Origin of the sequence: Mucilaginibacter sp. (genome assembly GCF_965277465.1) — a bacterium.
Lineage (GTDB): Bacteria > Bacteroidota > Bacteroidia > Sphingobacteriales > Sphingobacteriaceae > Mucilaginibacter.
This window is the reverse complement of sequence record NZ_CBDICW010000001.1, coordinates 1,914,801-1,940,925: the sequence shown is the minus strand read 5'-3', so window position 1 is coordinate 1,940,925 and position 26,125 is coordinate 1,914,801. Positions and strand designations below refer to the sequence as shown.

Sequence of the window (26,125 nt, the reverse complement as noted above, 5' to 3'; positions counted from 1 at the left end):
TGCGATACTGAGGGGATTTTATTTTTCAGCTATCAACCACCAAGTGTAACGGTGTTCCCGTTCTTTCCAGTTACCATAAATCATAATTTTTTTAAGGTTAGAAAACACTTCGCAACTGATTGTTACGTCACCGTCAATACCATTAAATTCTAAACCAATTTCATCGGGTTTTAATTCAATATGGTAATCCCTATCAAGAAATTTTTGCTTTGGAACAAACATCTTTATTAAATCATCACTAAAGACAATAATATCAACTAATGCAGTAGTATGTTCTAATGGCTTTTCTTCTGGCGAAGCGATATATTCAAAAGTATCTTTAACCCAATAGGCTTTTCCGTTTTTCATTATAAATTAATTAAGATTTTAAGGGGGGTTCCCTTCTTCAATTGTCATTCCCCAAGATACAAAATATATTAAAGTTAATGCCAAAAAAAAAGGCTAACCATTGCTGATTAACCTTAATATATAATATGAAACCCCCAATCTTTTTTGTACTATTTTGGTTCGCATAACATCGCTTCTTCCGGTACTGTTATATTATAGGTTACCGTACCATCAGCAATTATTTTTTCTACAATCAATGCAGATTTTATTTTTTCTATGTATGCGATTACATCCATATAAACTTTTGGGTTATCACTTTTAAAATCGTTTCCCAACTTAGACATCACAAAGAAAATATCTTGTAAAGTGAAATCCTTATTTGTACCGGGAACAGCACAACCTTCTAAACAATACCAAGGGTTATCCAATCCAACGAATTTTCCAGATTTAGAAGTTAGGAGTTTTAAACCTCCGGTTTCTAAAATTTCTTGCTTTTCTCTTTTGGATATTAAATTAGCCTGTTGGTTAACAAAATAATCTTTGATAAATTCATCATTGGCAAACCCATTAGTGATAACCCTACCACAGGTATATTTAGGAGGATTAGTTTTCATATAAATATCTATCATATTCAATAATTCTCTTTTATCCTTATTGAATATCAATGAATATGCGTCTAAAGATAACTCACCCAATACAGGTAACCGTTCATCACAAATATTTAATGAAATCTTGTAATCTTCACCAACATAAATATCTAAATAGGTTTTTTGGACTTCAATCATATAATACAAGCCAATTTTTATTTCTTCTTCGTTCATTTAATCTCTTTTATTATAAATACCTCTCACTTTTGGAAAGTGCCCAAAAAGTGAAAATATTTTTAATTATTTTTTTCTCTTTGGTAATATGACCATATCAATGTAAGCAACTCCCCCGCACACGGTGTACAGTTTAAATTGAATACCCTGCCGGGCTGAATCACTGCTGCAACCTGCTTAACAATTTGCATTTCATCAGGTTCAAAACTGGCTTCTTTATAAATAATCCATTGCTGTATTTTGGGTAAAATCTGTTCAATCAGATTTAATATTTCTGCTTTTTCCATTACAATATTTCTTTAATTTTATTTTTTAGTTTTAGAAGCATCGAACATTTTTCATAGTCTTCTTTGGCTTCTAAAAAGCTTATTAGTTTGGTTAAATAGTTTACGAATCCTAAACCTTCATTAGCCTCAACATCTAATAACATTTCCTCATACAGATTATTAAGCACCGTTTCATCATTTTCATATTTGGTCAATATCAATGCTGATTGTTGATTCATCAGCCTGAACGTGTAAGCAAAAACTTTGTCTGTCATCATCTGATGTTAAGGGCTTTAATCTTCTTTAATAAAATCCTACGTTGTGCGATGTACTGCTGCTCACTGTACTTTAACTTCTTTATTTTTTCAGCCCTTGATAGGTCTTCATCAAACATCACATTAAATAATTTATTCTCTGACATTGTTAGCTTGTTTTGAATATGTTGTAACGGTGTTGGGTCTTCGTGAATGTTCATATTTTGGATTTTATTGAACACATAGGTTCTAAATTCTTTGTACTGATTTGTTGGTTTTCTTTTATAGAATTTTTCACCGTTCCACAAAGCCGTAACAAATTCAATTTCTTCCGGGGTTAACCTTTTGAATATCTCTGCTTGCCTATCAGGGCTGTTATCCCTATCCCTGAAATAGTTATTATCTTCTACATCAGCAATTGGAATACCTGTGTAATCCCCGGTTTCATTTGTTTCAGAGTAAGAATCTGTAGCACTGATGTAATCCCCACTAAAGTAATTGCTACCAAAAATCAGTTTCGTACCAAAGCTGTTATTAGGAGAATCGGGGTTATTCCGTTTGTGCATCATCTGATACTTGCTGATAGTAACCGCTAAGGCTTCTAAGGAATTAGGGTTACGGTTGTAACGCTCAACCATTTTATCAGCCGGATACTTTGATAGTTCCAACCAAACTTGTAGTTCAATTTCTTCTGCTATTTTGGTGTACCGGCTTATGTGTAGTTTACCTTTGTAATATCCGTCAATCTTAACCTTTAGCCTTCCAGAGTTGAAGTAATCTGTCAATATTTTATTCTTCTGTTCTTCGTTCGTCACTTTGACTTATTTAATCTTAACAGGCAGGGTATTAAACCACCTGTCAATCACTACAGCCGAAAATGAAGCTGCTAATGGTATTACTACCAACCCCGGATGACAACCCCCGGAAAACGCTTGTATTGCAGCGTACGCTACACCTGACCACCAAGCAAGACAGTACACACAATTGAAGGGTTTGAAGACCAAGTTTAAGCGGTGTATTAACCAGAGGTACGCCGGGTTCATCATTAAGCCGTTAACGGTTAAGGAAATTATGATTATGGCTGCTATCATTGTACGGTAATGGTTATTTCTTCTTTATCTGTCATCAGGTCAACTAACTTATCAATTGCTGAATCCCAAATCTTTTGGTTATCCGTATGGTAAGCAACCAGAATACAGCCTTCTGTGTCCAATTCGGTGTTACCACTGTGCATCCTAATCCCTTCAAATCCGGGAACGTTTAATATCTCTGGTAGTATCCTATTGAAATGATTACTATGTGATAAAATCACTTTATAAGTCCCTGCCGGGATTGCTGTTTTGCCAAAAACTTTGGGTTCATCTTTTGGTCTTACTATATCTTCCAAAGTAAAACTAAATTTAGTTTCATCTATGTACAGTATTCCAATCGTATCATTTTCATTAAATACTTTTCTTGTAACTTTTAAATTCAATTCTTTAATTTTTTTATTGTCGCTTCGTGATAAGGTAGTTCAATCATCACCTTATTTACGTTAGGGCTATCAGCCATTGTGGTTTTGTTTACGTTCTGAATTGATAGTTTCAACTCTGATACTTTAAGCTTTTTCAGGTTGTATATCAGGGCTTTGTTATCCTTAAAAAAGGATAAGTAAAATATATCAGCCCCGGCGTTCGCTTCGCTTATCTGTAGAAGGTGTTGGTACTTGCTGAACTCTAAGAAGACAGAATCAAAATCTGTTGATGATATATTCCTGTCCTTTATTTCTATGAAGAACGGCTTCAACTCCCCGGTTATGTTTGTGGTTGTTTGCCCTGACATATCCCAAACAGCATAAGGGTCTGAACTTTCTACTAACTGGTACTGAGGGAACAGGGTAACCGTCTTAGCCCTGCCTACAGCTTCTTTTTTTAAAAACTGATTATTCATTACCTAAAAGCTTTAATATCTTGTTTTAAAGCTAATAAGCCTTCTATGAGGTTATAACAATCTTCTTCAATTGCTTTAACATATTTTTTGTTGGTATCAATCATATAGTAGCTATTGCCCGGCTGACTGATGAAAATTAAATTTCTTAATTGTAGAACTTCCATTTCGTTTGTGTGTATAATTATAAATACCACCTAAAAGTGAAGAAGTACATTTTTTGAAAAATATATTTTAGAATTATTAAGATGAATGAGGAACTTGAAAAAGTAACGCAAAAACACTATGACTTGCTTACAAAAAAGCAATTAGAATACTTTGCTCAGCATAATCAATATAGCATTGAAATAGACGAACAAGGACATTTAGATTATTTTAATGAAGTGATAAGTTTAGATTCTGCTACAACGGATGCAGACATTGAAATAATGAATAAATTCAGAAGTGATATTTCTAAATTTAACAGGAGTTTAGGAACTAAAAAGAATTAGTTACATATCGGCAACCTTTGAGTCTATAAAAATACTATCAATATCTTCTATCAGATAGTACTTAGCCGTAAGGCTGTAATAAGCCCCGTACGTTATCTTATTTTCGATAACCGGGGGCTTGTGTTCATCCAATAGTTTACTAAGCTTAAAACGGCTTATTTTGAACTTCTTTTGAATCTCTGTAAGGCTATAATACCTATCCCGCTCAAACATTTTATTGGTGCAGCTTGTGCGTACCGCTATCAGGTAATGCTACCGGGGCAACCCCTACTTTAGCTGATTTTACAGGAACAATATCGGCTGACTTTTTGCAGCTTGTGAACGATGATGTAACTATTACGGCAATAATAAAAAGGTGAACTTTTGTTTTCATATTCATTTAGTTAAGGTTTAAAATTCCAATTATTATAATTCAAATATAGGCATATATGCCTAATACTACAAACTATTAAAACTCAAATTTTGTGCAATGGCAAATATTCGAGATAATCAGGGTATATTACTTGTTGGGGCTAACATCCGTAAGTATAGAACTGCTGCTAAGTTATCTCAACAAGATTTGGCTAATATGATTGATACTGACCTTTCCCAAATTAATAGGATTGAGTTAGGCAAAATCAATACAACTGTTGCTATCCTCTTTGCAATAGGTAAGGCTCTGAATGTTGAACCTCACCTTTTCTTTCAATAATTCATTAAGCCCTGGCGGTTTATACCGGGGTGTTTAAGAATCTGCTACATGCGTAGCAGATTTAAGATAGTTGGTAATATTTACTTAATAAGTCTGATACTTCCTTATCGGTTGCGATGTGCATTTTATGTAATCCATCATTTTGATAACCCTTATAATCATCAGAATTTACAAACTCATTAATTTCCCCGGTAACTATATTAGCCATTAAAAGAATTTTATTAGGAGTTAATTCGCTTTTCGGCAAAACGGTTACTGTTAAACCATCAATTTCGTGTTTGATTCTAATTCCAGAATATTTATGACCGTAATATTCATTACGGATTATTTTTGGAGTCGGAAATTCATCAAGGTGTGGGTTATATTCAATATCTCCGCATAATTCATTGAACTGCTCCGTGGTTAATGGATAATCCATAAAGTAAGTTTCAATTTCACTGTTCACATCAATATGGGTCTGTTTAATTACGTTTGATAAGTTTTTCATAGTGTTTGTTGTTTGTGTGTTCATATAGTTTGCTTGTTTATTATAAATACTTCATTAAATTTTAAATGCCCTAAAACCTCATATAAATTACCCGGTATAATTTATTATACATATCTCAACCCCTTTTTAAACTCAAAAGACACGGGGGTTAATTCCCGTGTCTTTTTTCCCCTCTTTTATCTCAGAGGTTAAAACCTGCCTTTTAATGGCGTTATGTTTTTTCGGCTGTATTACACTTGCAGGTTTGTTATCCCTGCTTTAGGCTTGCCGACAAGCCCCGCAGACTTCTTTAAAATTAAGTCTGGTTTAATCACCCTCACTTATCCCTTATTTCAAGAGCAAATATACGCCAAACTTTCCATTTCCACAACTTTTTTTTGATATAACTTACTGTAAATCAAAGATATAATAAACTATACCACCTTTATTTTTCGATTAAGTTAACCATATAAAAAAGCCCCATTTCAACCTAAATTTATATTTATTCCAGAAGATAGATTATCCATAGCTGAAACCGCTAAGAAGTTGAAAGTGCCGAAATAATGAGTACAAATTTGAAGATATTTGATTCAGTAGGTTTTTAAGTCAAAATTAACCTATAAGCAAAGAAAATTTATACTTTTAGGCTGCTATTTCGGTATCCAAAACGCTTGATAACGTTACTTTTCCGCTTGCGGAATCAATATCAAAGGTCAATTTCCACGTTTCGGTGTTGAATACCTCGCTGCCTTGATAGCCATTTGCTACCAATTCGGATAACCTGCGTTCAATTTTAACCTTATCCATAAACCCTGACAGTTGCGTTGCACGTGTGTAACGCTTGTAGTTGACCATTATGTAATCCCCCATTGAATGAACATCCGTGTTCAATACATTTACTTTTTCTGGTTCAGCTACTATAGCTACCGGGGTTACTTGCTTTACCCTAAGCCCCGCCAAAACGTTTTTTGCCTTTTCAACCTTCGTAACCGGGGTTGATAGTTCAGGTTTAACTGATGTAACCGCTACCGGTGGCTTAACCTCAAAGGGTTTAGAATGGCCTTCGGCCATGATTAACCCGGCTTTAGGTTCTTCTTCTTTAATCGGGGTTGAATCTGAAATTTTAACCTCTGGTGCCGGGGTTGTATTCATTACAGGTAATGGTATGTTGTTTGTTATCAATGCCAGTTCCAATAATTGAATATAAGCATCCCGGTTATCAGGTTCAACTGCTGTTGCAGGTTGAAGCAATGAATCAGGTTGCCAGTCGTTAGGGCGTTTCACCCAATTGGTGGTTTTTGCATTCTTTACTGCACTGCCATCAGCAACGTATCGTTGAACCCATAACGGGCAAGCAGAATCATTTAGATAGAAAAAATGTTTGTTAACAGTTGATTCATTCAGGTAGTTGAAAGGCTTTACCATTGAAAAATGGTCTGACTTATTACCCTTAGTACCCTTTATAGTTTGTTTGATTACCGAGGCTTCAATCAGAACTTTCTTGATGAATGACAAATCATTCCGGGTCAAAGACAAGAACCAACGGTGATTTGTGAGGTCTAAATTATAGCCGTTTTTGTTGGTGTAGTAGTTACACTGGTGAACAATATAGCTGACCTTATCTAATTTATCCTGCGTATAGGTCGGAAACAATTCTGATAGATTTAATGATTTTGGGGTGTTGAAAATAACAGGTTGTGTTACGTCATTTTTGAAATTTTGCATTAGTTTATGTATATACCTTCCAAACCTTTAATACCGTGTTCCAGACGGTATAGGCTGATGTACCACAAGGTTTGGAACGTAGTACATCAGCGCAATAAACTAAGAATTGCTTCTTTTTATAAATACAACCTAAGTTGCAAGAAGACCAAAAAAGTTGAAAATAATTATCATTCAACCTTTTTCAAATACAAACTTAGGTCAGTTTTGGCAAAAGTCAAGTGAACGAAAGAACTATATTTTCAATGCCCTTCGGGTGTTGAAGGTGTTTCATTTTACCGTATGTACGGGTATGTACTGCTGTTGAACATTAACCCCGGCAGGGTTTTGAAGGTTATAGCTAAACAAGTTGAATACAGACTTTCAGCCCCGGAATATGTACGGCAGTATGTACTGGTATATGTACTACAGTATGTACTGGTATATGTACTGCTGTATGTACTTCAATATGTACTGGTATATGTACGCATTAGAGTATAAAGAGTTTTAAAGAGAATTAAAGAGATTAAAGAAATATAAAGAGGTAAAAGAATATAAAGAGTGAATATAGGTTACTGTTTTGTATAACTGTTAAACAGTAACCCAAGAATTGAAAAATACCTAAAGGGGTTGAAGTATAATTTTAGGATTTATATTTAAGTCGGGGTTATCATGGGCTTTGCCCATGTAACCCTATCTTAGGTTACTATATAAACCCGCCGGGGGCATTGATAGTTCTTTTCTTGTTTGAACTATATCTGATTCTTACCCGAAGGGCAAAAGAATTATAATCTTCAATTTGCGTAAGCAATAATCTTCAATAGGTGATTTTTGAAAAATTTTCAAAAATAAAAATATAAAGGGAATAGCCTTCAACCTGCGAATCAGAACCCCTTTAATTGATTTAGGCACCCGAAGGGTTACTTCAATTATAATTTCTACCAGATTTATAGGTTTTGGTATTCAATTTATGCCGTACACGGCATTTTAGCTTCAATGATTACCATTTTCAACTTGAAAATTCAATTAAATAAAAGCTAAAACTTATTTTAAAGCCTTTTAAGGCATTTTATTCATTCAATGATAACTATATCATAAAATCTAAAATTATTCAACCTGAATGAGATAATGAGGCTTAAATACGATAAAAGGAACTATAATTAGAAAATCTAAATTTAGTTTAACGTTTTGATGTATAAACTGTATAAGGAGTTAGTAAATCAATAGGTATAATTTATTATACTAACCTCTTTATCAATACTTTAATCATATAAATTGTTGTTTAATTTGTTATTTTTAGCTATTTTTGAATCTGAAAAAGAAGACAGGGAAACCTGTCTTTCGTTGTTTAAATAAACGTTACATACTATGAATGATACTACGGTAGTTGATGCAATATTGAAATCTGTTTTGCCATTAATTGAACTTACTGATGAAGATAATTCTCAATCAGCAAAAAAGTTTAGTTATCTTATTGATGCTACATTTCCAAGGGTTGAAGAAAAGGTTATCAATTCTGAACTTATGACTAAAGCTATTTCAGATATTGAAAGTATGAAGAAGAAAATTGATTCAATTTATACCTATGTTGAAACAGTACAATCAATGAATATTAAAGTAAAAACTTCACCATCCGGTAAAGCAAATATATCCCAAGAGGAAAAAAGTATTTTGAGGAAAAAAATATGGGTTCAACCGAAGAAAAAGTTCTGAAACACTTTATTCATTACGTTCATCAAGCTTGCTTTGCAAGCTTTTTTTTTGCCTAAAATTTATTCTGCAATAGCTGTTATTATCCACCTTCATAGAAAAGGTTTTTAGCAGTATCTAAATCAACGTTTTAGCATTTCAGTAGGTTAGAAATCAGGTGTCAAGATAGGTGTCAAAAAGACTTAAAAAGGTCTTAAAAAGTACTAAGGAGTAAGTAGGTAAAAAAATAAAATCTTTGTTTTTAATATTGTTAGGGCACTTTTCATTTTTTTATTATATGTTAGGGGTAGGATTTTACTAACCAATGCTGCATTTAAAAGATGTTTTGCCAAATGTAATGAAAATAGGAAAAACAAAAACAGGTTAGGCCAAATGTGTAAAATTCGCATTAAAGTATTACGCAATTTAGCATCATCAATCTTTTTAAACTTGGGATTAAACTAAGATTAATCAACGATTATTAAAATCGGTAAGATCAGATACATAATCCTGTATTACCGTATTATCAATATCGCTAACTATATGCCTTATGGTGGTATCAAGCACATCTACAGCCTGCTCCAAAAATTCAATATATTCCCGGGGTGGGTTATAATCTTCTTCTTTTATCAGGTTCATTAAGCCCATTATTGTAGCCAGGGGTGCCCGGAACTCATGCGCCTGGATATGTGCTATTTTTAATAAGGACTGATTTTGCGAGATGATCTTTTGCTCTTTTAATTTTCGCTCCGTTACATTACGGATCAGGTAGGATAACCCGATTATCTGATTATCATTATCGCGGGCAGCTTCAAAAGATGCCTCCCACCATATCACGCCCATTTCGGCATAGTCTGTTGAGCCTTCAACTGCGCACTTTTTTCCTTCTAATGCAATTGTGTATTTATCAATAAAGGTTGCTACAAACTCCGGGTGCAAATATTTAATGAACTGATCGTTCCTTTTTATTTCGCATTTATGTACGGTTTTAATAAAGTTATAAGCTGTTTTATTAAAATCTATCACCTCACCATGCTTGCCCAATAAAACCTGAAAATTGGTTGAACTCTCAAAAAACGACCGCAGCCTTATTGAAGCATCATTTATAAATTCCTGTTGTTGGTCAAGTTCCTTTTGTTTTTTCTCGATGAGGGCTTTACCTGCCCTAAGCTCAACAATTTTTATTACCTGGTTAGCCAAAATTTTAAATACCAGTTGCTGATGATCATCCAGTTCATTCGGCACAGTATCAAGCACACATAATGTACCTAATTTTTGTCCTTCCTGTGTTAATAAAGCCATACCTGCAAAAAAGCGGATCTCCGGTTCTCCAACAACTAAAGGATGCTGGGCAAAGCGCTCATCTTTGAGTGTGTCAGCAACCATTAACAGATTATCCTGCTCCATTGCGTATGAGCAAAAACTTAAATGCTTGGGTACAATAGTTTCACAAACCCCTCTTCTGACTTTTAAATATTGGGTATCGTCATCTAAAAATGTGATCAGGGCATAAGGCGATTTTGTTACCGCTGATGCCAGTTCCACTATCTCTAATAACTCCTTATCATTTTCAAAATCCAGATCAATAAAACGTGCAGCAGCTTGTAACCGTAAATCTTCCGTCATAAATTATATAGCTACGTTTTTAAGCTTAAACACCATCTTTTACTTTTAAAAGTGTTAATATAACAATTATATGTTTACGTAATAAAGGGAGTTTTAGTTGGTGTTACAACTCATAATTATGTAAAATAAATATTATTAAAGTTAAAAAAGTTTCCAAATTCTGGCTATTTATCCTTCCCTTTTTAAAGTATATAGGAAAATATAATGTCGCTTAAAGGCATTCATATCATAATTGAACATTTCTCCCTGCTTAAGCAAAGCTTCCCATTAAATTATAATACTGTATATCAATACATTAAAAAATAATTCAAATAATTTATAGAACTATGTATTGCATATTACCATATTAAACATATATCTTTGTACTGTAGTTTACGAATTAGCATTCCCAAAAAGAATAAAGCTTTTAATACTTAGAAATTTAACCCTAAACGATAATAAATGAAAACAAGCTTTTTTATAGCCGCCTTTTGTATCCTCTTTTTAAGCGGATTTGTGGTTTGGTCGCAATTGCAAAGAAACAGTAACGATATATCTATTGCTGTTACCAATACCAACGACGATTACTCATTGACTGCTACCTACGATCCCAGCCAGACAGGGCGCGTACAGGATTATATAAACAAAAGCATAGCCCCAAATGGCTTGTTTAAATCAGATCACGACTATTTTGATGTAACCACTACCCTGCAGGATCACACCAACTTTTATATAAAGGCATCGCCCGGAAAGCTTACGATTGACATCGACAAGAAGAAAAACTCCTATTCATCATACATGCGCATCAAAAAAATGTGCGAGGGCGTAGGTAACGTATTAAAAGGTAAATAAACCAGCCATCTATTTTAACAAAATCATATCATAAAAATCATGAAAAAAATTATCCTAACCTTAAGTTTATTGGTTGCTATAGGCACTGTAAGCTTTGCCCAATGCGACAAGAATGTTGAACTTATCTCATCAAAAACAGATCACCTGGATGCCAGCGGTACCGTACAAAGAACCGTTGATGAATCAGCTAAAATTGACCTGACTAAAACTACCATTGATATTGCCATAAACGATGAGAAAAAAATGCATGGCACCATTACATCGAGCAAATGTGATTGGAAAGTACCTTTTAAAGAGGGTAAATCCATTATTACTGCAACCATGACCAATCCCAATGGTGATGAGAAAAATGTGAGTATAACCATCGAAGGAAAAGATGGTAAACTCACCCTGTTTTTTGATATGGAAGAAGAACCGAACGATAAAGTACGCGTAAGTATCAGCAGCTTTAAAGAGAAGGTTTAGTTTATCCTGTTTATTCGCGATCTCTGCTGTTTAAAATGGAAGGGATCGCGAATAATATAGACCGGGAATATTTTTTTACAGCGGCCTGTTTTGAATTAAGATAGTGTCAGCGTTTTTCAACCTTGCTGCTACAAAGCTCTCATCCCTAACATAAAGTGTATTATTCACTTTGTTAAGTGATCCTTCAGTTAATTCCCTTTTAAAGGGTGAGTATTCCATTACTTTAAAGCCTTTATCAACAAGCAATTCATCTATGTCCTCATCATTAAAACCATATTTAAGTCCTGAGCCATTCAGTTCAATTATTATAGCTTTTAATGCCGGAGATTGCAGCGTTTTTGATGCCCCGTTCAATACGTTCATTTCAAAACCTTCCACATCAATTTTTAGCAGTATGGGTTCTTTACCGCCTAATATATTATCAAGGGTATCAACCTCTACTTTTATAAAAGCTGATGTTTCATCATCTACCACGTGGTTAGCGGTATCCAACATTTCTGTAAATTTTAGTATGCCCTCTTTGTTGCTTAAACCAATATTTAAAGCCGTAACTTTTTCACCTATATTATTTAAGGCTATGTTTTTTGTGAGATGCTGATAGGTTTTAGGTACAGGCTCTATAGCAATAGTATTGGCACCAATTTCTGCCGATGCTAACATCGAATAGCTGCCAATGTTAGCGCCGATGTCGATAAAAAGGTCGCCTGCTCTTAACAAATGCAAAAGAAATGCCATATCCTCAAACTCATGCAAGCCGCAATAAATATTACCGGTTGCACCAGCCAAACCATTCCACGCCCAAAGCTTGCTGTTTTGAGTAAATTGATGAACCACAGGTAAACGGCGAGCCCTTGAAGATAGCTGCCACTTTAAAAGGTTAAGAATAGCTGAAAATCTGTGCCCCTTGTTAAAAGGATGATGTAAAACAAATTTTATTGTTCTTAACATACCGCAAATTATAAAAACTTAAGCCGTATGCAACAACTAAAAATTAAAATAAAGTATACTTTTTTTCTAAAAGGTTAAATATTTTGCAACATGTGTGTACAAAACTATTAATGCAATATTTTAAATACCAGCTCCTTCATTAAACCACCATGATCTGTGTTGGACTCCACACCTTTGCTTTTTAAATCATACTCGCGTAAATAGCTGATGATCTGCATGGTTTTACCATAGTTGTAACTGCGGGCGGCCTGCTCATAGTCTTTAATAAAATAAGGACTAATACCTAATTCGCGTGCAAGGGTTTGCGGTGTTTTATCTTTTACATAGTGATAAGTAAGCACCTTGCTGAAAAAGTTATTCAGGTTACCCAATACCAAAACTATTGGGTTGGCCTTTGGGTTGGCCTCAAAGTAGTTAATTATCTGGTTGGCTTTAAAGGCATCCTTTTTACCAAGGGCCGCCTGTAGCTCAAAAACATTATATTCTTTACTGATACCGATATTATCATGGATATGCTTTAGGGTGATCTCCTGCCCGGCCTGCACATTTAGCATCAGTTTCTCTAATTCGTTCGAGATCTTTGAAAGATCATTACCTAAATACTCCGCCAGCATTAATGATGCCTGCTGATTGATCTTATATCCCTTATCAGTTATAAAACCTTCAACCCATGCCGGGATCTTACTATCGTACAACGCAGCCGATTCAAAAATAAGTCCGCTTTTTTCAATGGCCTTATAGGTCTTTTTACGTTTATCAAACTTACCGTATTTATAGCAAAATACTAAAATGGTGCTTGGCAAGGGATTTTCCAGGTAGCTTAATAAAGGGTTTATACCTTTTTTATCGGCATCATCACTGCCCCATTTCATATCCTGAGCCTCTTTAACCAGCACCACCTGGTAGTCGGCCATCATAGGGTAACGCTTGGAAGCGTTAAGCACAGTCATTATATCGGTATCCTTACCATATAATACGGTTTGGTTAAAGCCCTTTTCGGCATCTGATAAAAGCTTATGCTCTACATAATTACTTACCATATCAATAAAATACGGTTCTTCACCATGCAGCAGGTATACAGGTTTATATTTTTTGTTCTTAAGATCTTTTATAATATCGCCTGCCGTCATGCTTTCAATAAATGATTAAAAATCAAAAGTAAAAAGTAAAAGCTCAAAAGGCTAAACAATTCTGCTTATTGACTAATTACTTTTAAAAAAGGCCACAGATAATTTGTATATTATCCTAAACTGAAGTTAATTTACTCCAATGGAACTGTTGCTGCCCCTTAATTTACCTCCTTATGCTTTTAAAATATCCGATGAGTCCGGGCAGCTGATGCTTTTTGATATTATCCGGAAAAAAAATATTGTGATTACCCCGGAAGAATGGGTTCGCCAGCATTTTGTGCAATACCTTATCAACCAAAAAAAGTATCCTAAAACATTGATCAAACTGGAGGGTGGCCATAAGCTGAACGGAATGGCCAAACGATCAGACATTGTGATCTATAACCCGGCGGGCGAGAAAATTCTATTGGTTGAATGTAAGGCCCCATCCGTAACAATTGATCAAAAAACCTTTGACCAGATAGCGCATTATAACATTGTTCATAAAGTAAAAACGCTGGCTGTTACTAACGGCTTGCAGCATTATTACTGCAATATTGATTTTGATAAAGGGGCTTACAATTTTATTGAAGAACTGCCTGCTTATAAATAAGGGCTATCAGTGAATTTCAAATACCAGGTGCTGAATCTTCTCCATCAGTTCTTCCGGCTTAAACGGCTTTGATACATAATCATTCATACCGGCGTTTAATATCTGCTCCTTAATATCAGTAAGAGCTGCTGCTGTTAAAGCAATAATAGGGATAGCTGCCTTTTTGATGTCCGGCATTTTTCTGATCTCAATGGCAGCGTCAAACCCGTTCATTACCGGCATTTGCAAATCCATCAAAATAATATCAAAATCACGATACTGCAAAACCTGGATAACACGCTCACCGTTTTCGGCTATTATTGGCGTAATTTTCCATTTGGCCAGCAGCTTTTTCATCAGCAAAACATTTACCGGGTTATCCTCGGCAATAAGCATTTTAAGATTGCTCAGCCCCTCGGTATTTTGCAATAACGGGTGTTTTTCACCAACCTCATCAGTAGTGTTAGATACCTCAAACTCCATATTGAACGAAAATTCAGACCCCTCACCAACTTTACTAATTACCTGCATTTGTAACCCCTGCAACTCAAGCAAACGCTTTACAATAGCCAGGCCCAAACCCGTGCCACCGTACTGTCGGGTAGTTGTTATTGATTCCTGTGTAAAGGGTTCAAAAATACTTTCAAGGTTATCTTTAGCTATACCTATACCGGTATCCTTAACGGTAAAAGTTATAACCACTTTATTATTCTTATCCTCGTGGCAAAAAGCTTTTACATATATGTTACCCTGTTTGGTAAATTTAATAGCATTGCTTACCAGGTTAAACAGGATTTGGGCAAGCCTTGTTGGATCGCCATAAAGCACCTTATTGGCAAGTACAGGATCTATTTTCAGGTTAAACTCCAAACCTTTTTCTTCGGCCTTAAGCATTTGGCCGCCGCAAATATTCTGCATCAGCTCAACAAGGCTAAATTTTATACTTTCAAAAATAACCTTGCCCGATTCTATCTTATTAAAATCGAGCACATCGTTTACAATAGCTAACAGGTTATTGGCCGAGAACTTTAACACCCTTAAATTCTCTTTCTGATCGGCCCTTGGGTTGGCCATAATCATCAGGTTACACATTCCGATAACGGCATTAAGCGGCGTCCGGATCTCGTGCGACATGGTTGACAGGAACTCAGATTTGATATGTGATGATTTTTCGGCTTTTTCAATAGCAAGCTCCAGCTTATTATTAAGTAATTTTTGCTGATCGCTGGTTTCTTTAAGTTGCTTAATATTATTAAAAAATGCGCTGTAAAAGTGGCTGTGTATATAAATTATCAGGATGAAGTTGGCAAACATGCTGATAATTATGGTGCTCTGATCTATCTTTTCGGGCCTTAGCGCAATAAAGTAGCCATCGTTATATTCCAGCACGTAAAATACCATTACCGGTATAATGTTGAGCAGTGAATAAAACAAACCCCAGCTTTGCCCAACCATATAATAGCCAAACAGTACCACTAACAGGATGATCTGGATAGTGATAATATCAACCCGTTGCATAATCACGAATACGTCTAACAGATTAATAAAGGTAGCCAGCATTAATAAAGCATGCGAAATGCGCAGCCAGCGCGGTTTGTAGGTAAGGTACTTGAACAAGCTTACAACCAAGATCAGCGAAATTTCGGCAGTTATGGTGAGCATAGGTAAATGTTGCAGGTAAACGCTAACAAGCAACCCTAATACAGCTACAAATACGATCCCGAAGCCATAATAAAGTAAACGGATACGAGCCTGATCAAGGACTGACTGGTTATCAGATAGAATATTTTTAATTGAGAAGTTAAAAAAACTTGCGTCCCGGCTCATTAAGTTGTGCGGCTTGTCTGTTAAAATTGATTATAAAATTATTAATAACAAAGAATATTATTAAACACCTTACCCCCTGCTCCCAACAATTTATCACAAACTAATATGCAATTAGCAAGCCAAAGCCACCAGGTTTTCTTCCAGTATTTTCAACTTAGCCTCGGCATCGGCTTTCTTCTGTAATTCAACCTCAATTATTTCAGGTTTTGCATTACTCATAAACCGTTCGTTACCTAACTTTGAGTTAACTGACTTTAAAAATCCATTTAAATATTCCTTCTCTTTTTGCAGCCTTGCACATTCAGCTACGGGGTCTAATGTTTCGCTTAAAGGGACATAAAACTCATCAGTTGACACCATAAAGCTCGCCGCATTATTTACCTTATCCGATACAATATCCAACGAATTTAAGTTACCTAATTTGGTAATTATCAACTCATAGTTATGGTAAGCAACTGTTGAATTTGCTTTAACAGAAAGCGCTAACTTTTCCTTTGGAGAAATCTGTTTGCTGTTACGAATATTCCTGATCTGTGTTATAATTTGTTTGACCATCTCGACATCGGCAAGCAGCCGTGTATTTATTTGCCCATAAACTGGTAATTGGGCAACGATGCAACAATCCATTGCTGAACGCTCGCCAAACAACTCGTCATGCCATAGCTCTTCGGTAATAAATGGCATAAACGGGTGAAGGATCTTTAGGATATTTTCAAAAAATGCTACCGTCCTTTCATAAGTTTCACGATCAATCGGCTGCAGGTAAACAGGCTTAATCATTTCCAGGTACCAGGCACAGAAATCGTCCCAAACCAGCTTGTAAGTAGCCATCAGGGCTTCTGAAAGGCGGTACTGGGCAAAATTATCTTCTATCTCGGTTAAGGCCTGGTTAAAGCGGCTGTCGAACCATTCAATAGCAGTATGGTTGGTGTTTTGCAGCTTATCGTCAACCTCCCAGCCTTTAACCAGCCTGAAAGCGTTCCAAATTTTATTGCCAAAGTTACGGCCCTGCTCGCAATAGCTGTCATCAAACATCAGGTCGTTACCGGCAGGCGAGCATAGCAGCATACCTACCCTAACCCCATCGGCACTAAATTTCTCTATCAGCTCTAACGGATCGGGCGAGTTACCTAATGATTTTGACATTTTACGGCCCAGCTTATCGCGCACTATGCCGGTTAGATAAACGTTTTTGAACGGAACCTGCCCCCTGAACTCGTGACCCGCCATAACCATCCTGGCAACCCAGAAAAACAAGATCTCGGGTGCGGTAACCAGGTCATTGGTTGGGTAATAATAGTTAATGTCGGCATTGTTAGGATTCTTAAATCCATCAAATACCGATATCGGCCATAACCACGATGAAAACCAGGTATCCAATACATCCTCATCCTGCCTTAAATCTTCGGCAGTAAGGTTTAATTCACTATAGGTTTTATGCGCGTTAACCTGTTCAAATGCTTCTTCGCGGGTTTTGGCAATCACAAACTGGCCGTTTGGTAAATACCAGGCCGGGATCTGCTGCCCCCACCATAGCTGGCGGCTGATACACCAATCCTTTACATTCTCCATCCAATGGCGGTAGGTATTGGTGAATTTTTCGGGGATGAGTTTAATCTCGCCATCCAGTACATAATCCAATGCAGGTTTAGCCATCTCATCCATTTTGCAAAACCATTGCATAGATAATTTGGGCTCAATAACGGCATCCGTACGTTCAGAAAAACCTATCTGTGATTTATAATCCTCAACCTTATCTAAAGCTCCCGCAGTTTCAAGCAATACCGCTATTTTTTTACGGGCGGCAAATCTTTCTTCACCAACCAATATCTGCGCATTTTCATTCAGCGTGCCATCGTCATTTAAAATATCAATAACAGGCAGGTTATGTTTTTGGCCAAGCTCATAATCGTTCAGATCATGTGCCGGGGTTACCTTTAAGCAGCCTGTACCAAAATCCATAGTTACATACTCATCCAGTATAACCGGGATCTCCCTTTCAATAAGCGGGATAAACACTTTTTTTCCATGCAGGTGCAAATACCTTTCATCATTTGGGTTGATACAGATAGCGGCATCGGCCATAATGGTTTCGGGGCGTGTGGTTGCTACTACTAAATAGTCGGTAGCTGACTCTGTACCTGAAATATGGTAACGGATATAATAAAGCTTTTGGTTTACTTCCTTGCGGATAACCTCCTCGTCAGATACGGCTGTTTTACCCTGCGGATCCCAGTTTACCATACGTACGCCGCGGTAAATCAGGCCCTTTTTATGCAGGTGGATAAACGTATCAATAACCGCATCCGAAAGATCATCTTCCATTGTAAAACGGGTACGGTCCCAATCGCATGATGCTCCTAATTTTTTAAGCTGATCAAGGATGATACCGCCGTATTTTTCTTTCCACTCCCAGGCATAGCTCAAAAACTCGGTGCGGGTAAGGTCTTTTTTGCTGATCCCTCGTTCTTTAAGCATGGCAACAACCTTTGCTTCGGTTGCAATACTTGCATGATCTGTACCCGGTACCCAGCAGGCATTTTTACCTTTCATACGGGCACGGCGAATCAAAACATCCTGTATGGTATTATTTAACATGTGCCCCATGTGCAGCACACCCGTAACATTGGGTGGCGGGATAACTATTGTATATGGCTCGCGTTCGTCAGGCACCGATTTAAAAAAATCGTTTTTTAACCAGTAGCTGTACCATTTTTCTTCAGTTTCTTTGGGCAGGTATGTTTTAGAAATACTCATAAGCCGCAAATTTAAGGTTTTTAAAGCCTTGCCCCAAACCTACCTCAATACAGAGCTGCTTTTTTATCATTTTTATCAAAAGAGGTGTCATCACAACAGATTTTTGATGAGCCTCAAACACTATCCGGTTGACGCAACAATATTTTTACAATTAAAAAGTTATTATAATACAAACCCAAAGGCCATGAAAACAGTGCATTTACACCGCTTTCTGCTTGTAATTTTGAGAAAAGCAAAATCATCATTTGTAATAAAATGGTTTAATCGCTAACAGCTGCCCCTTGCTGTTGCAGGCTTCTGCCCTATTTTGCTAACTTTATTTTTCAGTAACTGATATGAAACAAAACGTAAAAAATTTTATGCTGATGGGTATGGTATGCCTTTCAGTAAGCGCCTTTGCCACTGATGGTGGTAAAAAAGGAGATGCTAAAACAAAAAGCGCACAAGCACCCCCAAAAAAGTTTATTGACCCGGCCAATATGGATCTTTCCGTTAAACCCGGCGATAATTTTTTTGATTATGCCAACGGCACCTGGATAAAAGAAAATGCTATCCCTGCAAAGGAAAGCCGCTGGGGAAGTTTCAATATCCTGCACCAGGAAAATACCGACAGGCTGCTTGGAATTTTGACCGAGGTAAGCAAAACAACCTACCCTAAAGGGAGCCTTGAACAACGCGTAGGCGATTTGTATGCCAGCGGTATGGACAGCCTTGCTATTGAAAAACGCGGGTATGAGCCTATTAAACCCGCTTTGAAACGTATTGATAAAATAACAGACCTTAACGGTGTTGTTAACGAGGCTATTTATGAGCGTGTTAACGGCGAAGGAAGCCCCTTATTTGGTTTTGGTGTTGGGCAGGATTCCAAACATCCCACAAAAAACATTTTAGATTTAGGCCAGGGTGGCACCGGTTTGCCAGACAGGGATTATTATTTAAAGGATGATGCCCGTACCAAAAAAGTACAGGATACTTACAAGCAATATATTATTGCCTTGTTTACCCTAACCGGAACCAGCCCTGATGAGGCTGCTAAAAATGCCGCTACCGTATTTGGCATTGAAGCAGCTTTGGCAAAAGTACAACTGAGCCGTGTAGCCATGCGCGATCCAAACAAAACCTATAACAAATTTGCAGTTACTGATTTTGGTAAAACTACCCCGCACCTAAACTGGGTACAGCTATTACCTTTAATGAAAATTAACGGGCAGGATACCCTGCTGGTTTCGCAGCCAGACTTTTTCAAGGCTACCGATGCGCTTTTGGCAGCAACTCCAGTTGCCGACTGGAAAGTTTACCTGCAATGGAATATCCTTAAAGGATCGGCTTCGTTATTAAGCTCGCCATTTGTTAAAGCTACATTTGCTTACAGCAGCGTTATAAGCGGCCAAAAAGTTCAGACTCCACGCAATGAGCGTATGTCGGGATTGGTTGATGGCAGCCTGGGCGAACTGTTGGGCCAGCTGTATGTTAAAAAATACTTTACCCCGGCAGCTAAGCAATACATGGTTGACCTGGTAAACAACCTGAAGGTAACCTTAGGCGAGCGCATCCAAAACCTTGCCTGGATGAGTGACGAAACGAAGGCCCGTGCCCTTAAAAAGTTAGCCGCTTTTACCGTTAAAATTGGCTATCCGGATAAATGGCAGCCCTATACCGGTTTAGTGATTGAACGCAATGATTACGCAGGGAACTTGAAAAGAATTTCGCAGTGGCGCTATGAATATTCAGTGAGCCAGCTTAACAAACCGGTGGATAAAACCCGCTGGGGCATGAGCCCGCCAACAGTAAATGCTTACTACAGCCCTACCAATAACGAGATCGTTTTCCCGGCTGGGATATTGCAGTTCCCTTTCTTTGATTTTAAGGCTGATGATGCCGTTAACTATGGTGGTATTGGTGCAGTAATCGGCCACGAAATGACTCATGGTTTTGATGATCAGGGCCGCCAGTATGATGCTGATGGTACACTGCGCGACTGGTGGACAAAAGATGATGCCGGTAAATTTAAGGAACGTGCTGACCAGGTGGTAAATCAATACAACGGCTTTACCGTTTTAGATACCATCCACGTAAATGGGAAACTGACCTTAGGCGAAAATCTGGCTGATTTAGGTGGATTAAATGTGGCTTATGCTGCTTTCAAAAAAACCAAGGAAGGACAATCAACCACTAAAATTGATGGCTTTACGCCAGACCAGCGTTTCTTCCTTTCATGGGCGCAGGTTTGGAGAGGCTCACAACGCCCGGAAGCTGCCGCACAACGGATTTTGACAGACCCACATTCGCCGGAGCAATACCGTACCAATGCGCCTATAACTAATATTGACGCATGGTATGCAGCATTTGATGTTAAACCCGGTGATAAGATGTACAAAAAACCGGAAGACAGAACTAAAATCTGGTAATATTAGTGATTACAATAAAACAGGAAAGCCCGCTTATTGCGGGCTTTCCTGTTTTATTGTAATATATGTTTTTAGAATATTGCTTCGGCTATCTTTTTAGTTGGACCAGCGTTGCTCATGGTATAAAAATGCAATACGGGTACACCAAAATCCATTAGCTGTTTGCATTGGTTTATTGTCCATTCAATACCGGCTTCTCTTACATCCTTTTCTGTTTTGCAGGCAGTTACCAGGTCGCATAACTCTTCGGGCATATCTATACTGAAAGTTTTTGCAAGGCCAACTAATTGTTTTGACGACGTTATTGGTTTTAGCCCAGGTATTATAGGCACGTTGATACCATTTGCACGGCAGTTATTTACAAAATCGAAATATTTTTGATTATCAAAAAACATTTGGGTAACAATAAAGCCTGCACCCATATCCACCTTTTGCTTAAGGAATTTAAAATCAGTTTTAAGGTTTGGGGCCTCAAAATGTTTTTCGGGATACCCGGCAACACCTATACAGAAATCCGTTTTTAAACTATCGTCATTATTTTCGTGCAGGTAAATACCGTTATTCATGTTAACCACTTGCTGCAGCAGGTCAGTAGCATAATTATGGCCGTTAGGTGTAGGTACAAATGAGGCATCACCCCTGCGGGCATCGCCGCGAAGCACCAAAACATTCTCGATCCCTAAAAATTGAAGATCAACCAGGCCGTTCTCGGTTTCATCCTTCGTAAAGCCGCCACACAATAAATGCGGAACAGTATCCACCTTATACTTGTTCATAATGGCTGCACAAATGGCAATAGTTCCCGGGCGTTTACGGTAGCTCAGCTTCTCCAGCAAGCCTGTCGGGTGCTGCTTATAAATATAATCCTCCCGCAACGATGTTACATCAATAAACGGCGGCTTAAACTCCATCAACGGGTCAATAGCATCGTAAATACCTTGTATGCTCTGGCCCTTTAATGGCGGTATCAGTTCAAATGAAAAAAGAGTTTTGCCGTTGGCGTTTTTAATGTGATCGGTTATTTTCATACCCTAACCCCTTAAATGGGAAATTTTGGATTTTAGTTGTTAAATTCTATCCTATCATCATTCCGTTAATAAGGACTGATGGTTAATAATTAATGTTTGGCCCAAGCCATCTTTCTACATCTTCCAGCGGCATATTTTTACGGATGGCATAATCCTCCACCTGGTCTTTACTGATCTTACCCAAGCCAAAGTAACGGGCCTGCGGGTGTGCAAAGTAAAAGCCGCTTACTGATGCTGCCGGCATCATGGCCAGGCTTTCGGTAAGGTGCATCTGCGTGTTATCCTCTGCCTTTAAAATCTCGAACAAGGTAGTTTTTTCTGTATGATCAGGGCAGGCGGGATAACCCGGTGCCGGGCGGATACCCTGGTACTCTTCCTTAATCAGGTCATCAGTACTTAAATGCTCCCCTTTCGAATATCCCCAGTAATCCTTACGTACCAGCTCATGCATCTTTTCGGCAAATGCTTCAGCCAAACGATCGGCCAGAGCCTTGGCCATAATACTATTATAATCATCATGGTCGCGTTCAAATTCGGCAACCAACTCATCGCAGCCTATACCTGTTGTTACCGCGAAGCCTCCCCAGTAATCAGGGATACCGCTTTCTTTTGGGGCGATAAAATCTGATAGTGCATAATATGGATCGCCTTTTACCTTTTCGCCCTGCTGGCGTAAGGTATGGATGCGGGTAAGTAATGTTTGGCGCGTATCATCGGTGTAGATCTCAATATCATCGCCAACACTGTTGGCCGGCCAAAAGCCTATTACACCGTTTGCCTTTAGCAATTTATTGTCAACTATGCGTTTTAATAGCTCCTGGGCATCGTCGTAAAGCTTTTTAGCTTCGATACCTACATACTTATCATTAAATATTTTAGGAAAACTGCCGCGCAGTTCCCATGTATGGAAAAATGGCGTCCAGTCAATATAAGGCACTAAATCTTCCAATGGGAATCCCTCAAACACCCTGGTACCTGTAAAGGTTGGCTTTGGCGCAACATCACCATCAAGGCTGATCTGGAACCTTGCAGCCCTTGCAGCTTCGATACTTACAAAGCGCTTGTCTGATTTTTTATTTAAATGGGCCTCGCGTGCTTTTGCGTATTCGTCTTTTATGCCTTGTATGTACGCACCACGGTTTTCCCTGTTCATTAAGCTGCTGCAAACCGTAACGCTGCGCGATGCATCGAGCACGTGAATTGCAGCACCCGAGTAATGCGGATCAACCTTAACAGCGGCATGGATACGAGAGGTTGTGGCACCACCAATAATCAGAGGTATGGTAAAACCTTCGCGTTCCATTTCCTTGGCAAAATGCACCATTTCATCTAACGATGGGGTGATCAATCCGCTAAGGCCTATAATATCTACATTTTGCTTTTTAGCTTCTTCAATTATTCTTTGTGCGGGCACCATAACCCCAAGGTCTATCACCTCAAAGTTATTACAGGCCAATACCACACCTACAATATTTTTACCAATATCGTGTACATCGCCTTTAACGGTTGCCATTAGTATTTTACCGGCATTAGCACGCTGATCAGCATTAACGTTGGTACGTTTTTCTTCTTCAATAAATGGCAGTAAATAAGCAACCGCCTTTTTCATTACACGGGCCGATTTTACTACCTGGGGTAAAAACATTTTACCTGCACCAAAAAGATCACCCACCACGTTCATCCCGTCCATCAGCGGGCCTTCAATTACTTCTAATGGTTTATCATACAGCTGGCGGGCCTCTTCCACATCATCATCAAGGTATTCAATGATGCCTTTTACTAATGAGTGCGATAAGCGTTCGGCAACGGGGGCATTGCGCCATTCCTCGTTCCTTACAATTTCTTTTCCTTTTGTTTTAATGGTATCGGCAAACTCAACCAAACGCTCGGTAGCATCTTCGCGGCGGTTCAACAGTACATCTTCCACCAGGGTTAACAGATCTTTAGGGATCTGCTCATAAACCTCCAGCATCCCGGCGTTAACAATGCCCATATCCAGGCCTGCACCAATAGCATGGTATAAAAATGCTGAGTGCATAGCCTCGCGCACTACATTGTTCCCCCTAAAGGAGAATGATATATTACTTACCCCGCCGCTCACTTTGGCATAAGGCAAGTTATTTTTTATCCAGCGGGTAGCCTCAATAAAATCTACCGCGTAATTGTTATGTTCTTCTAAACCCGTAGCTACGGTTAATATATTCGGGTCGAAAATAATATCCTGTGGCGGGAAACCGATCTCATTAACCAATATATTGTATGATCGCTGGCAGATCTCCTTACGGCGTTCTAACGAGTCGGCTTGCCCGGTTTCGTCAAAGGCCATTACTACCGCGGCAGCGCCATAGCTTAATATTTTGCGGGCATATTCTTTAAATTTCTCTTCGCCTTCTTTTAGCGAGATAGAGTTTACTATCCCCTTACCCTGCAGGCATTTTAAACCCGCCTCAATAACCGTCCATTTTGATGAATCGATCATGATGGGCAGCTTGGCAATATCAGGTTCAGAAGCAACCAGGTTCAGGAACTTAACCATCACCGCTTCCGAATCAATCATCCCCTCGTCCATATTAATATCAATCACCTGCGCACCGCCTTCAACCTGCTGCAATGCAACGGCTAAGGCAGCCTCATAATCTTCGGCCAGTATCAGCTTTGAAAACTTGGGTGACCCAGTAATGTTGGTACGCTCGCCAATGTTTACAAAATTAGTTTCGGGGGTTAAGGTAACCGCTTCCAGGCCGCTTAAACGCAGGTATGGTTCAATAACAGGCTTTAATCGTGCCGGGTATTTTGCAGCTTTATCGGCTATGCATTTAATATGTTCGGGCGTGGTGCCGCAACACCCCCCTACTATATTTACCAGGCCGGCTTTCATAAAGTCGTCAACCTGGTGAGCGGTTTCGTGAGCGGTTTCATCGTACTGGCCAAACTCGTTGGGTAAGCCTGCATTTGGATAGGCAGAGATAAACACATCGGCCTTGTTTGATAGTTCTTCTAAATGCGGGCGCATTTCTTTTGCACCAAGCGCACAATTTAAACCAACTGATAACAGGTTAGCATGGCGCACCGAGTTCCAGAATGCTTCGACCGTTTGCCCCGATAAGGTACGGCCGGACGCATCGGTTATAGTACCCGAGATCATGATAGGCAAATGCTTACCCGATTCATTAGCATACTTATTAATAGCAAAAAGTGCCGCCTTTGCATTAAGAGTGTCAAATATGGTTTCGATCAGTAATACATCCGATCCGCCATCAACCAGGCCACGTACCTGGTCGTAATAAGCTTCAGCCAGGTCATCAAAGCTTACCGCACGATAACCGGGGTCATTAACATCCGGCGATAATGACGCCGTTCTGTTTGTTGGCCCAACAGCGCCCGCTACAAAACGTGGTTTGTTGGGTGTTTTTATGTTATATTCATCAGCCACTTCGCGGGCTATCCGGGCTCCTTCGTAACTTAGCTCATAAGCCAGTTCTTCCAGGTGATAATCAGCCAGTGATATGCGTTGTGTACTGAAAGTATTGGTTTCAATAATGTCCGCTCCCGAATCTAAATACTCGGCATGGATAGCCTTGATCACATCGGGGCGTGTAATGTTTAAAAGGTCGTTATTCCCTTTTAGGTCAGAAGCATGCGCACTAAAACGTTCTCCGCGGAAATCCTCTTCGGTTAATTCGTACCGCTGTATCATGGTACCCATAGCCCCGTCAATCACCAGGATGCGTTTCTCTAATTCTTTTCTAATATCCATTTTGTTCATTCGGCAGCAGCCAGTTGCCAGTTTTCAATCAGCATTTACAGTAAAATATTTAAACAACTACACAGTAAAAACACTGTTAATTGTTAACCTATTAGCTGCAAATTAAAAAAAAGCTTATCTCGAAAAGTCGGGTATT

At 38.4% G+C, this 26,125-nt stretch carries 27 protein-coding genes; 8 read left to right on the top strand and 19 right to left on the bottom strand.

Going from position 1 to position 26,125, the window contains the following annotated elements:
• Window positions 1-18 precede the first annotated feature (18 nt).
• The 8 genes from ACQY4U_RS08850 to ACQY4U_RS08815 all read right to left on the bottom strand — a co-directional run bounded on the left by ACQY4U_RS08850 (window position 19) and on the right by ACQY4U_RS08815 (window position 3,761).
• The gene (locus tag ACQY4U_RS08850) at window positions 19-348 is read right to left on the bottom strand and encodes a hypothetical protein (protein WP_428329031.1); all 330 of its coding nucleotides are present in this window, start codon (window positions 346-348) and stop codon (window positions 19-21) included.
• A 149-nt stretch (window positions 349-497) separates the two neighbouring features.
• A complete protein-coding gene (locus ACQY4U_RS08845) occupies window positions 498-1,148 on the bottom strand; it encodes a hypothetical protein (RefSeq protein ID WP_428329030.1) in 651 nt (216 codons plus the stop codon).
• Between the two features lie 62 nt (window positions 1,149-1,210).
• Window positions 1,211-1,435, bottom strand: coding sequence for a hypothetical protein (locus ACQY4U_RS08840; RefSeq protein WP_428329029.1), 225 nt, complete (start codon window positions 1,433-1,435; stop codon window positions 1,211-1,213).
• Complete coding sequence (locus tag ACQY4U_RS08835; protein ID WP_428329028.1) at window positions 1,435-1,692, bottom strand: hypothetical protein; 258 nt, start codon at window positions 1,690-1,692, stop codon at window positions 1,435-1,437. The genes ACQY4U_RS08840 and ACQY4U_RS08835 overlap by 1 nt, the downstream gene beginning before the upstream one ends.
• Complete coding sequence (locus ACQY4U_RS08830) at window positions 1,689-2,483, bottom strand: hypothetical protein (RefSeq protein WP_428329027.1); 795 nt, start codon at window positions 2,481-2,483, stop codon at window positions 1,689-1,691. The genes ACQY4U_RS08835 and ACQY4U_RS08830 overlap by 4 nt, the downstream gene beginning before the upstream one ends.
• 272 nt (window positions 2,484-2,755) lie before the next feature.
• Window positions 2,756-3,142, bottom strand: a complete 387-nt coding sequence (locus ACQY4U_RS08825; RefSeq protein ID WP_428329026.1) for a DUF5675 family protein — start codon at window positions 3,140-3,142, stop codon at window positions 2,756-2,758.
• Window positions 3,139-3,597 (bottom strand): hypothetical protein, encoded by a 459-nt coding sequence (locus ACQY4U_RS08820; RefSeq protein ID WP_428329025.1) that lies wholly within the window; start codon window positions 3,595-3,597, stop codon window positions 3,139-3,141. Before ACQY4U_RS08820 ends, ACQY4U_RS08825 begins: the two co-directional genes overlap by 4 nt.
• The gene (locus ACQY4U_RS08815) at window positions 3,597-3,761 is read right to left on the bottom strand and encodes a hypothetical protein (protein ID WP_428329024.1); all 165 of its coding nucleotides are present in this window, start codon (window positions 3,759-3,761) and stop codon (window positions 3,597-3,599) included. The genes ACQY4U_RS08820 and ACQY4U_RS08815 overlap by 1 nt, the downstream gene beginning before the upstream one ends.
• Window positions 3,762-3,842: 81 nt before the next feature.
• Here ACQY4U_RS08815 and ACQY4U_RS08810 point away from each other — a divergent pair, with 81 nt between their 5' ends.
• A complete protein-coding gene (locus tag ACQY4U_RS08810; protein WP_428329023.1) occupies window positions 3,843-4,085 on the top strand; it encodes a hypothetical protein in 243 nt (80 codons plus the stop codon).
• On the opposite strand, the gene ACQY4U_RS08805 is transcribed toward ACQY4U_RS08810, so the two are convergent.
• Both ACQY4U_RS08805 and ACQY4U_RS08800 read right to left on the bottom strand, forming a co-directional pair.
• Entirely contained in the window at window positions 4,086-4,298 is a 213-nt protein-coding gene (locus ACQY4U_RS08805) for a hypothetical protein (RefSeq protein ID WP_428329022.1), read from the bottom strand.
• A gap of 1 nt (window position 4,299) precedes the next feature.
• The gene (locus ACQY4U_RS08800) at window positions 4,300-4,458 is read right to left on the bottom strand and encodes a hypothetical protein (protein ID WP_428329021.1); all 159 of its coding nucleotides are present in this window, start codon (window positions 4,456-4,458) and stop codon (window positions 4,300-4,302) included.
• Window positions 4,459-4,554: 96 nt separating this feature from the next.
• On the opposite strand from ACQY4U_RS08800, the gene ACQY4U_RS08795 reads away from it, so the two are divergent.
• Window positions 4,555-4,776, top strand: coding sequence for a helix-turn-helix domain-containing protein (locus tag ACQY4U_RS08795; RefSeq protein WP_428329020.1), 222 nt, complete (start codon window positions 4,555-4,557; stop codon window positions 4,774-4,776).
• Between the two features lie 61 nt (window positions 4,777-4,837).
• Here ACQY4U_RS08795 and ACQY4U_RS08790 read toward each other — a convergent pair whose 3' ends face one another.
• Together ACQY4U_RS08790 and ACQY4U_RS08785 are read right to left on the bottom strand one after the other, a co-directional pair.
• Window positions 4,838-5,263 carry a hypothetical protein gene (locus tag ACQY4U_RS08790; protein WP_428329019.1) on the bottom strand — a complete coding sequence of 142 codons (426 nt, stop codon included), beginning with the start codon at window positions 5,261-5,263 and terminating at the stop codon, window positions 4,838-4,840.
• Between the two features lie 621 nt (window positions 5,264-5,884).
• Complete coding sequence (locus ACQY4U_RS08785; protein WP_428329018.1) at window positions 5,885-6,967, bottom strand: hypothetical protein; 1,083 nt, start codon at window positions 6,965-6,967, stop codon at window positions 5,885-5,887.
• Between the two features lie 279 nt (window positions 6,968-7,246).
• Here ACQY4U_RS08785 and ACQY4U_RS08780 point away from each other — a divergent pair, with 279 nt between their 5' ends.
• Together ACQY4U_RS08780 and ACQY4U_RS08775 are read left to right on the top strand one after the other, a co-directional pair.
• Entirely contained in the window at window positions 7,247-7,444 is a 198-nt protein-coding gene (locus tag ACQY4U_RS08780) for a hypothetical protein (protein WP_428329017.1), read from the top strand.
• Window positions 7,445-8,311: 867 nt separating this feature from the next.
• Window positions 8,312-8,656: a hypothetical protein gene (locus tag ACQY4U_RS08775; protein WP_428329016.1), complete on the top strand. Its 345-nt coding sequence runs from the start codon at window positions 8,312-8,314 to the stop codon at window positions 8,654-8,656.
• 447 nt (window positions 8,657-9,103) lie between these two features.
• Here the strand turns inward: ACQY4U_RS08775 and ACQY4U_RS08770 are convergent, their stop codons facing one another.
• Window positions 9,104-10,258 (bottom strand): GAF domain-containing protein, encoded by a 1,155-nt coding sequence (locus ACQY4U_RS08770; RefSeq protein ID WP_428329015.1) that lies wholly within the window; start codon window positions 10,256-10,258, stop codon window positions 9,104-9,106.
• Window positions 10,259-10,699: 441 nt separating this feature from the next.
• Between ACQY4U_RS08770 and ACQY4U_RS08765 the strand changes: the two genes are divergently transcribed.
• Together ACQY4U_RS08765 and ACQY4U_RS08760 are read left to right on the top strand one after the other, a co-directional pair.
• Window positions 10,700-11,089: a hypothetical protein gene (locus ACQY4U_RS08765; RefSeq protein ID WP_428329014.1), complete on the top strand. Its 390-nt coding sequence runs from the start codon at window positions 10,700-10,702 to the stop codon at window positions 11,087-11,089.
• Window positions 11,090-11,128: 39 nt separating this feature from the next.
• Window positions 11,129-11,554: a hypothetical protein gene (locus ACQY4U_RS08760; protein WP_428329013.1), complete on the top strand. Its 426-nt coding sequence runs from the start codon at window positions 11,129-11,131 to the stop codon at window positions 11,552-11,554.
• A gap of 75 nt (window positions 11,555-11,629) precedes the next feature.
• Here the strand turns inward: ACQY4U_RS08760 and ACQY4U_RS08755 are convergent, their stop codons facing one another.
• Window positions 11,630-12,502 carry an FkbM family methyltransferase gene (locus ACQY4U_RS08755; RefSeq protein WP_428329012.1) on the bottom strand — a complete coding sequence of 291 codons (873 nt, stop codon included), beginning with the start codon at window positions 12,500-12,502 and terminating at the stop codon, window positions 11,630-11,632.
• Window positions 12,503-12,609: 107 nt separating this feature from the next.
• Window positions 12,610-13,632: a DNA polymerase III subunit delta gene (gene holA / locus ACQY4U_RS08750; RefSeq protein WP_428329011.1), complete on the bottom strand. Its 1,023-nt coding sequence runs from the start codon at window positions 13,630-13,632 to the stop codon at window positions 12,610-12,612.
• Window positions 13,633-13,771: 139 nt separating this feature from the next.
• Here holA and ACQY4U_RS08745 point away from each other — a divergent pair, with 139 nt between their 5' ends.
• Window positions 13,772-14,224 carry a type I restriction enzyme HsdR N-terminal domain-containing protein gene (locus tag ACQY4U_RS08745; RefSeq protein WP_428329010.1) on the top strand — a complete coding sequence of 151 codons (453 nt, stop codon included), beginning with the start codon at window positions 13,772-13,774 and terminating at the stop codon, window positions 14,222-14,224.
• 6 nt (window positions 14,225-14,230) lie between these two features.
• On the opposite strand, the gene ACQY4U_RS08740 is transcribed toward ACQY4U_RS08745, so the two are convergent.
• Window positions 14,231-16,030 carry an ATP-binding protein gene (locus ACQY4U_RS08740; protein WP_428329009.1) on the bottom strand — a complete coding sequence of 600 codons (1,800 nt, stop codon included), beginning with the start codon at window positions 16,028-16,030 and terminating at the stop codon, window positions 14,231-14,233.
• 111 nt (window positions 16,031-16,141) lie between these two features.
• Window positions 16,142-18,787 (bottom strand): valine--tRNA ligase, encoded by a 2,646-nt coding sequence (locus ACQY4U_RS08735; protein ID WP_428329008.1) that lies wholly within the window; start codon window positions 18,785-18,787, stop codon window positions 16,142-16,144.
• Window positions 18,788-19,122: 335 nt separating this feature from the next.
• On the opposite strand from ACQY4U_RS08735, the gene ACQY4U_RS08730 reads away from it, so the two are divergent.
• On the top strand, window positions 19,123-21,195 hold the full coding sequence (locus ACQY4U_RS08730; protein ID WP_428329007.1) for a M13 family metallopeptidase: 2,073 nt from the start codon (window positions 19,123-19,125) through the stop codon (window positions 21,193-21,195).
• A gap of 71 nt (window positions 21,196-21,266) precedes the next feature.
• On the opposite strand, the gene metF is transcribed toward ACQY4U_RS08730, so the two are convergent.
• Together metF and metH are read right to left on the bottom strand one after the other, a co-directional pair.
• Entirely contained in the window at window positions 21,267-22,223 is a 957-nt protein-coding gene (metF, locus tag ACQY4U_RS08725) for a methylenetetrahydrofolate reductase [NAD(P)H] (RefSeq protein ID WP_428329006.1), read from the bottom strand.
• 82 nt (window positions 22,224-22,305) lie between these two features.
• Window positions 22,306-25,980 (bottom strand): methionine synthase, encoded by a 3,675-nt coding sequence (gene metH / locus ACQY4U_RS08720; protein WP_428329005.1) that lies wholly within the window; start codon window positions 25,978-25,980, stop codon window positions 22,306-22,308.
• Window positions 25,981-26,125 lie beyond the last annotated feature (145 nt).

What these genes read in the sequence shown, in the direction of transcription:
- ACQY4U_RS08740 (WP_428329009.1), bottom strand. Translation starts at nt 16,030, where the DNA reads ATGAGCCGGGACGCAAGTTTTTTTAACTTCTCAATTAAAAATATTCTA.
- ACQY4U_RS08815 (WP_428329024.1), bottom strand. Translation starts at nt 3,761, where the DNA reads ATGGAAGTTCTACAATTAAGAAATTTAATTTTCATCAGTCAGCCGGGC.
- ACQY4U_RS08785 (WP_428329018.1), bottom strand. Translation starts at nt 6,967, where the DNA reads ATGCAAAATTTCAAAAATGACGTAACACAACCTGTTATTTTCAACACC.
- ACQY4U_RS08735 (WP_428329008.1), bottom strand. Translation starts at nt 18,787, where the DNA reads ATGAGTATTTCTAAAACATACCTGCCCAAAGAAACTGAAGAAAAATGG.
- metH (WP_428329005.1), bottom strand. Translation starts at nt 25,980, where the DNA reads ATGGATATTAGAAAAGAATTAGAGAAACGCATCCTGGTGATTGACGGG.
- ACQY4U_RS08820 (WP_428329025.1), bottom strand. Translation starts at nt 3,597, where the DNA reads ATGAATAATCAGTTTTTAAAAAAAGAAGCTGTAGGCAGGGCTAAGACG.
- ACQY4U_RS08795 (WP_428329020.1), top strand. Translation starts at nt 4,555, where the DNA reads ATGGCAAATATTCGAGATAATCAGGGTATATTACTTGTTGGGGCTAAC.
- ACQY4U_RS08760 (WP_428329013.1), top strand. Translation starts at nt 11,129, where the DNA reads ATGAAAAAAATTATCCTAACCTTAAGTTTATTGGTTGCTATAGGCACT.
- ACQY4U_RS08755 (WP_428329012.1), bottom strand. Translation starts at nt 12,502, where the DNA reads ATGTTAAGAACAATAAAATTTGTTTTACATCATCCTTTTAACAAGGGG.
- ACQY4U_RS08780 (WP_428329017.1), top strand. Translation starts at nt 7,247, where the DNA reads ATGTACGGGTATGTACTGCTGTTGAACATTAACCCCGGCAGGGTTTTG.
- ACQY4U_RS08800 (WP_428329021.1), bottom strand. Translation starts at nt 4,458, where the DNA reads ATGAAAACAAAAGTTCACCTTTTTATTATTGCCGTAATAGTTACATCA.
- ACQY4U_RS08845 (WP_428329030.1), bottom strand. Translation starts at nt 1,148, where the DNA reads ATGAACGAAGAAGAAATAAAAATTGGCTTGTATTATATGATTGAAGTC.
- metF (WP_428329006.1), bottom strand. Translation starts at nt 22,223, where the DNA reads ATGAAAATAACCGATCACATTAAAAACGCCAACGGCAAAACTCTTTTT.
- ACQY4U_RS08775 (WP_428329016.1), top strand. Translation starts at nt 8,312, where the DNA reads ATGAATGATACTACGGTAGTTGATGCAATATTGAAATCTGTTTTGCCA.
- ACQY4U_RS08850 (WP_428329031.1), bottom strand. Translation starts at nt 348, where the DNA reads ATGAAAAACGGAAAAGCCTATTGGGTTAAAGATACTTTTGAATATATC.
- ACQY4U_RS08765 (WP_428329014.1), top strand. Translation starts at nt 10,700, where the DNA reads ATGAAAACAAGCTTTTTTATAGCCGCCTTTTGTATCCTCTTTTTAAGC.
- ACQY4U_RS08790 (WP_428329019.1), bottom strand. Translation starts at nt 5,263, where the DNA reads ATGAAAAACTTATCAAACGTAATTAAACAGACCCATATTGATGTGAAC.
- ACQY4U_RS08745 (WP_428329010.1), top strand. Translation starts at nt 13,772, where the DNA reads ATGGAACTGTTGCTGCCCCTTAATTTACCTCCTTATGCTTTTAAAATA.
- ACQY4U_RS08805 (WP_428329022.1), bottom strand. Translation starts at nt 4,298, where the DNA reads ATGTTTGAGCGGGATAGGTATTATAGCCTTACAGAGATTCAAAAGAAG.
- ACQY4U_RS08810 (WP_428329023.1), top strand. Translation starts at nt 3,843, where the DNA reads ATGAATGAGGAACTTGAAAAAGTAACGCAAAAACACTATGACTTGCTT.
- ACQY4U_RS08840 (WP_428329029.1), bottom strand. Translation starts at nt 1,435, where the DNA reads ATGGAAAAAGCAGAAATATTAAATCTGATTGAACAGATTTTACCCAAA.
- ACQY4U_RS08770 (WP_428329015.1), bottom strand. Translation starts at nt 10,258, where the DNA reads ATGACGGAAGATTTACGGTTACAAGCTGCTGCACGTTTTATTGATCTG.
- ACQY4U_RS08835 (WP_428329028.1), bottom strand. Translation starts at nt 1,692, where the DNA reads ATGATGACAGACAAAGTTTTTGCTTACACGTTCAGGCTGATGAATCAA.
- ACQY4U_RS08730 (WP_428329007.1), top strand. Translation starts at nt 19,123, where the DNA reads ATGAAACAAAACGTAAAAAATTTTATGCTGATGGGTATGGTATGCCTT.
- holA (WP_428329011.1), bottom strand. Translation starts at nt 13,632, where the DNA reads ATGACGGCAGGCGATATTATAAAAGATCTTAAGAACAAAAAATATAAA.